General features: G+C 60.3%; 1 protein-coding gene. It reads right to left on the bottom strand.

Annotated features, from left to right (window positions below; genetic code table 11):
* Positions 1–283 precede the first annotated feature (283 nt).
* A complete protein-coding gene (locus AC0L3P_RS39730; RefSeq protein WP_247296495.1) occupies positions 284–1,315 on the bottom strand; it encodes an IS110 family RNA-guided transposase in 1,032 nt (343 codons plus the stop codon).
* Positions 1,316–1,384 lie beyond the last annotated feature (69 nt).

Here is a 1,384-nt window from a genome sequence, read left to right as displayed (position 1 = left end):
TGTGGACGTATATGGACCCCGCCCGATTGCAACGACTGGCTTGATCAGGATCGACGGCCACAACTGCTGACGTATATCCGGCTTCTTGATGCGGCTGGACAACGTCTCCGCCGCGAGCCTCGATGGTTTTCGCCCGCTTCCACCTCAACGGCCCCGAGACATCGGCGCAAGCCGTGCCGGTCCACACATCAGGTTCGGGAAGCGACGGGGTGACCGTTTCGCCATCTCCTGCCATTTGTTGCAATTGCCGGTGAGACCTCCTTTCCTTGATTGCCGCTTCGCTTCAGGCCGCCTTCACCGAAAGCGCCGGCTCATAAGCCGCGCCGCCTGTGAGCATAGCCCACACGATCCGCGCGTTCTTGTTGGCAAGAGCCACGGCCGCGACATTGGGATGGCGCCGTTGCCGCATCTTGCCGAGCCAGAGGCTTCGCGGATCCTGCTTGCCATTAGCACGGCTTAAAGCGGCGCGAGCTCCGTGAATCATCAGCGTCCGCAGGTATCGATCGCCCCGTTTGCTGATGCCGAACAAGCGGGCCCGCCCTCCACTGGATCGCTGCTTGGGTACCAGACCAAGCCAAGCCGCGAACTGTCGGCCGTTCTTGAAACAGCTTCTATCGCCCACGGCGGCGACCAAGGCTGTTGCTGTCACAGGTCCGACGCCTTCGATTTTGCCGAGCCGCTGGCACTGCTCACTCGTACGGAAGATTTCCCTTATCCGCCGGTCATAGGCTGCAATGCGGGTATCAAGCTCGGACAACTCCTCTTGCAGTTCCCTCATGAGCGCTCGGAGCATCTCGCTGAGGTCGTCATTGATGTTTCCTACGATGACCGCGAGGCCACGCCGCAGCTGCGCGATGTCACGGGCAATGACAATCCCATGCTCGGACAGAAGACCGCGAATCTGATTGACGAGCCTGACTCGATCGGCGACCAGGCGCCGGCGAATGCGGTGGACGGCCTGTACCGCCAGCTGATCGGTTGATTTCGGTGGCACGAAGCGCATGGACGGACGACCGACCGCTTCGCAGATGGCTTCCGCATCGTTCTGGTCGTTTTTGTTCGACTTGACGTATGGTGTCACGAACTGAGGGCTGATTAGTCGGACCTGATGGCCAAGCTCCGTGAGCACGCGAGCCCAATAGTGTGCCCCGTTGGAAGCCTCCATGCCGACCAGGCAGGCCGGTAAATTGGCGAAAAAGCCGGCCACCGCATCGCGACGTAACCTCTTTCGCACAACGACTTTCCCGTGGTTGTCGACGCCGTGAACTTCGAAGACATACTTCGCCAGATCTAGACCTATCCGAACGACCTGCATAACATCCTCCTTCGCTGCAGTTGACGCTTGAGATTCCACCGCGGCAAGGGCGGGGTCCATACCATTGGC

This window comes from Bradyrhizobium sp. WSM4874 (assembly GCF_055811835.1).
This window is presented reverse-complemented; position numbering and strand designations above follow the sequence as displayed.